The organism is Frankia sp. CcWB2 (genome assembly GCF_977927585.1).
In genome coordinates this window covers 1-4878 of sequence record NZ_CDWRCM010000100.1, presented here as the reverse complement: position 1 = coordinate 4878, position 4878 = coordinate 1, and the positions used below count along the sequence as shown (strand labels likewise).

Genomic DNA, 4878 nt, shown 5'->3' with positions numbered 1-4878 from the left:
GGACTACATCGTTACCGACGGTGAGGTTCTCATCGTCGACGAGTTCACCGGCCGCGTGCTCCACGGCCGTCGCTACAGCGAGGGAATGCACCAGGCGATCGAGGCCAAAGAAAAGGTCGAGATCAAGCAGGAGAACCAGACCCTCGCGACGATCACGCTGCAGAACTACTTCCGGCTCTACGACAAGCTCTCCGGTATGACCGGTACCGCCATGACCGAGGCGGCCGAGTTCCACCAGATCTACTCGCTCGGGGTCGTCCCCATCCCGACGAACAAGCCGATGGTCCGGCTCGACCAGCCGGACGTCGTCTACAAGACCGAGATCGCGAAGTTCGACGCCGTGGTGGAGGACATCGCCGAGCGGCACGAGAAGGGCCAGCCGGTCCTGGTCGGCACCACCAGCGTCGAGAAGTCCGAGTACCTCTCGAAGCAACTCCGCAAGCGTGGTGTGCCGCACGAGGTGCTCAACGCCAAGCACCACGAGCGGGAGGCGGCCATCATCGCCGAGGCGGGCCGCAAGGGCGCCGTCACGGTGGCAACGAACATGGCCGGTCGTGGTACGGACATCATGCTCGGCGGCAACCCGGAGTTCATTGCCCAGGCCGAGCTGCGCCAGCGCGGCCTCTCGTCGATCGAGACCCCCGAGGACTATGAGGCGGCCTGGCAGGAGGCCCTGGAGAAGGCCAGGCAGTCGGTGAAGGCCGAGCACGAGGAGGTCGTCGACGCCGGCGGCCTGTACGTGCTCGGCACCGAGCGGCACGAGTCCCGGCGCATCGACAACCAGCTGCGTGGCCGGGCCGGCCGGCAGGGCGACCGCGGTGAGTCGCGCTTCTACCTCTCCCTCGGCGACGATCTCATGCGGTTGTTCAACGCGGCCGCGGTCGAGGGCATCATGGATCGGCTGAACATCCCCGAGGACGTCCCGATCGAATCGAAGATCGTGACTCGGGCGATCCGGTCGGCCCAGACCCAGGTCGAGGGGCAGAACTTCGAGATCCGCAAGAACGTCCTCAAGTACGACGAGGTCATGAACAAGCAGCGCACCGTGATTTATGAGGAGCGCCGCAAGGTTCTCGGCGGTGCTGATCTCCACGAGCAGGTGCGTCACTTCGTCGACGACACCGTCGAGGGGTACGTGCGCGGCGCCACCGCCGACGGGTACCCGGAGGAGTGGGATCTCGACACGCTCTGGACGGCGCTCGGGCAGCTCTACCCGGTCGGTGTGGTGGCACCCGATGTCGACGATCGTGACGGGCTCACTGCCGATCACCTGCTCGAGGACATCCAGGTCGACGCGCAGGAGGCGTACGACCGGCGGGAACTCGACCTCGGCGACGGCCCCGACAGCGAACCGATCATGCGGGAGCTGGAGCGACGGGTCGTCCTCGCGGTCTTGGACCGAAAGTGGCGCGAGCACCTCTACGAAATGGACTACCTGCAAGAGGGCATCGGGCTGCGGGCGATGGGACAGCGGGACCCGCTGGTCGAGTACCAACGTGAGGGTTTCGACATGTTCCAGACGATGATGGAGGGTATCAAGGAGGAATCTGTCCGGCTGCTGTTCAACGTCGAGGTTCAGGTCGCGGGGCAGGAGGAGGCCGCCGCGCCGGTGGGCGTCGAGCCGGCCGCGTCCGCCGCTCCCGCACCGCCGGCCGGAGCCGCGACCCTGCCCGCTCCGGTGGCGCCGACGATCCCGGGCGGCGCCGGGCCCGTCGCGGACGCGCAGCCCGCTCGCCCCGCGGCGGCCGACCAGACTCCGCCACCCCCTTCACCGGTTCCGTCCGCACCGCCGCCGGTCTTCGTCAAGGGGCTTGAGCCGCGGCGGCCGACCGGTGGCCTGCGCTACACCGCGCCGTCAGTCGACGGTGGATCCGGGCCGGTCACGACGGTGGACGGCGGGTCGGGACTGGGCCGCCCGGCTGGAAACGGTGCGCTCAGCGCCGCCCGCGGCGAAGCCGGCACGGCGCAGCCCGGTGCGGGCACGCGTCCCGCTCGCAATGCGCCCTGCCCGTGTGGGTCAGGCCGCAAGTACAAGCGATGCCACGGCGACCCGGCGCGCCGCAACGCCGAGTGATCCATCCCTGGAGCCGGTGGCCGCGCTAACCCACCTGCAGGGTTGTCACCCGCCAGCGTCCGCCGGACGACTCCATGCGCAGCGCGAGTGCGGCCACCCGGGCACCTCGGCTGATGACCGCCGAGACCTCGGCGACTCCGGGTCGCGGTTCGCTGACCCGTACGCTGCGGACCTGACTCCGCCTGCGATCCGTGGTCTGGGCGACGATGCGTTCGAGATCGTTCTGCAGGCGGGGCGTCGTCCATCCGGCGAGATGCGAGGCCGGGCGCACTCCGCCGAGCGTCTCGACGATCGCTCTGACGATGACCACCGCCGTTTCCCGGGACGGTGGGTTCGTCCGGCTCCCGGCGGGGCGCCCCGGCCGCGGACCGGCTACCGGTTCGAGACCCGGCACCACGTGTGACGCCGCTGATCCCGTTCCTGTCCCCGTGACCGTGCGTTCGGGCATGGCGAGGTGCCGAGGCGTCCGATCGACCGTCGTCGTGCCACCGGGCTCGGTCTGGCCGTCCGCACCGCCACGGCCGCGCGGCGGCCCGCCGGGTCCCGGGGCGGTCACGGGCCGGCCTGGACGATCGGCGGTGGTGCATCCGGCCGGCCGCACCCGGGGTCGGGGCGGCCTTGTCGACGAGCCGGTCGAGGCGCCGGCCGGCGAGGGTCCGGCCTCGTCGTCATAGGGCGGTTCGTGGGGGATGACGGGAAGGCGGTGCATTGCGGGGGCCGGAATTGGACGCCGGGGCAGGGTCAGGGCGTAGGTGGCGGTCACGGCAGGCTCCGGAAGTGGTGGGCGGGGTCAGGGCCCGGGGGGTGGCTTCAGGCGTTGGCCGGGGAAGATCAGATTCGGGTCGTGGCCGATCAGGTCGGAGTTGGCGGCCCACCACCGTGGCCACTCGGCTGCGATCTGCTCCTGCGTCGCGTCCGGGCCGAGATGACGGGCCGCGATGGACCAGAGACTGTCGCCGCGGAGGACGACGATTTCCGCCGCATCGACGCCGGGAGAGGTCCGGTCGGTACCCGGGAGGTTCATGGGCGTGCCCGTTCCACGAGGGGCCGGCGGCACGATCGGATCCCGGGCTGGTGTCGACGCGGCCGGAGCCGCCGGTCCGGACGGCGTCGGGTGGGACGGCGTCGGGTGGGACGGCGTCGGAGTGATGGCTGCGCCGGGCGCGGCCGGGTTGCTCGGGGAGGTGGTGGCGGGTCGGTCCAGGTCCGGCCAGCCGGCTGTGGTCGTGTGAGCCGTGGTGAGCCGAGTGAGGGCGCCGGGGTCAGGGGCGGTGTGCACCGGGTTTCCGCCGGCGGCGGAACCCGGGGAGGGGGGCCGCGTCGGCGAGCCGGCCGCTGAGGTGGTCCCGTGCAGGTCCACGACGGGGATCGCCTCGCCGAGACCGGGAACCGAGATCGTCGGGGTGGGGCTGGTCGCCGGGATGGCACCGGCGCCGGTTACGGGTTCGGTAGGGGAGGCGGGGCCGGTGGAGGATGCGGGGGGTGTCGCGGGGGTGTGACCGGCGGAGGTGCCGGCCGGGGGGCGGTCGAGGCCGGGGAAGCTGGCTATCGGGTTCGGGGGGTGGCCGACGGTGGTGGGCCGGTCCAGATCGGGCAGTGCGGCGGTGGCGCCCGCACTGACACCGGTCCCCGCAGGTCCGGTGGCCGCGGAGGCCGGGACCGCGGCGATGATCGGCGCCACCCCGGCGACGAGTGTCACTCCGAGGCCGATCTCGAGCATCCGCCGCATCGTGCGGGGAACGATCCGGCGGGCCAGCGCCGCGCTGAGCCGGCCGACTCCGCCGGGGACGGCCGACAGCGCGCTGAGCAGAACCCCCAGGCACAGCCAGAGCAGGCACACCCAGGCGACGACCCCGATGATTGTGGCCAGCGCCTGCTCGGGCGCGGCGGCGAACCATGCTGGGGCGGCCTCGATGCTCTCCGGCAGGTCGGCCAGCCGGGGTCCGAAAACGATCAATATGATCGCCGTGATTGCGGCCGCGGTCGCGCCGGCGAACCGCGCCAGCGTCTGTCGAGCCGCCCTCGCGATCATTGTGGGTACTCCTGTCCGCCGGATGTTGTCGAGATCGTTCGTTTGCCTACGTTTGCTTGTGTAAACCCCTGAAAGCTCGCTGTCAACCCTGCTTGTGTGGGGAGTGAGGGGTGACTGGGAGAAGCGGGCGAAATCTACCTTTATGGGAGGAATTTCGTGCGATGGGAGGATCTGTTCGCCGACCTGGAGCTGCAGTGGGAGGCGAATGAGGCCGCCGAGCTCTCCGCCGAGCTCGCGGACCGCAGCCGACGGGAGGCTGCCTACCTGCGGTTGATCGATCGGATGCGACCTGTCGTCGGACACCCGGCGCGTTGCCGGGTGCTGGGTGGTCAGCGCGCTCCCGAGATCCTGCACGGCACCCTGTCGGCCCTCGGGGTGGACTGGTTGCTCATGGCCGAGCCCGGCGCGACGGAGGCTCTGGTGCCGGTGCGGTCGCTGCTGGCCGTGGAGAACCTGCCGGTGGTCTCAGCCCAGCCGGGTCATGAGGGTCCGCTGGCGGCCAAGCTGGATCTGCGGTACGTCCTGCGCGGGCTCGTCCGGGACCGCTCGGCGTGCACGCTCATGCTGGTGGACGGGGTGACCCTGCACGGAACGCCGGTGCGGGTCGGCTCGGACTTCCTGGAGGTAGCCGAACACGCCGTCGGCGAGTTCGCCCGGCGCGGCCAGATCCGTTCCGGCTGGACCATCCCCCTCGACGCGATCGCCTACGTTCGTCGGATCCCCTGACCTCGCCACGCCTACTGACCTCGCCGCGCCTACTGCGCCTAGTACT

Annotated in this window: 4 protein-coding genes; 2 read left to right on the top strand and 2 right to left on the bottom strand. The window is 71.0% G+C overall.

The genetic code is table 11. The annotated features are described in order from the left end of the window. The coding region (locus ACY45C_RS12170) for a preprotein translocase subunit SecA (RefSeq protein WP_462187728.1) at window positions 1-2074 on the top strand (2074 nt) is incomplete at its 5' end. Between the two features lie 25 nt (window positions 2075-2099). Here the strand turns inward: ACY45C_RS12170 and ACY45C_RS12165 are convergent. Together ACY45C_RS12165 and ACY45C_RS12160 are read right to left on the bottom strand one after the other, a co-directional pair. Then, window positions 2100-2522: an Rv3235 family protein gene (locus ACY45C_RS12165; protein WP_462187740.1), complete on the bottom strand. Its 423-nt coding sequence runs from the start codon at window positions 2520-2522 to the stop codon at window positions 2100-2102. 342 nt (window positions 2523-2864) lie between these two features. Beyond that, complete coding sequence (locus ACY45C_RS12160) at window positions 2865-4106, bottom strand: LysM peptidoglycan-binding domain-containing protein (protein WP_462187727.1); 1242 nt, start codon at window positions 4104-4106, stop codon at window positions 2865-2867. Window positions 4107-4262: 156 nt separating this feature from the next. Between ACY45C_RS12160 and ACY45C_RS12155 the strand changes: the two genes are divergently transcribed. Beyond that, window positions 4263-4832: a hypothetical protein gene (locus ACY45C_RS12155; RefSeq protein WP_462187726.1), complete on the top strand. Its 570-nt coding sequence runs from the start codon at window positions 4263-4265 to the stop codon at window positions 4830-4832. Window positions 4833-4878 lie beyond the last annotated feature (46 nt).

Bases quoted from the DNA above. Each gene is read 5' to 3' on its own strand.
- ACY45C_RS12165 (WP_462187740.1), bottom strand. From the start codon at position 2,522: ATGCCCGAACGCACGGTCACGGGGACAGGAACGGGATCAGCGGCGTCA.
- ACY45C_RS12160 (WP_462187727.1), bottom strand. From the start codon at position 4,106: ATGATCGCGAGGGCGGCTCGACAGACGCTGGCGCGGTTCGCCGGCGCG.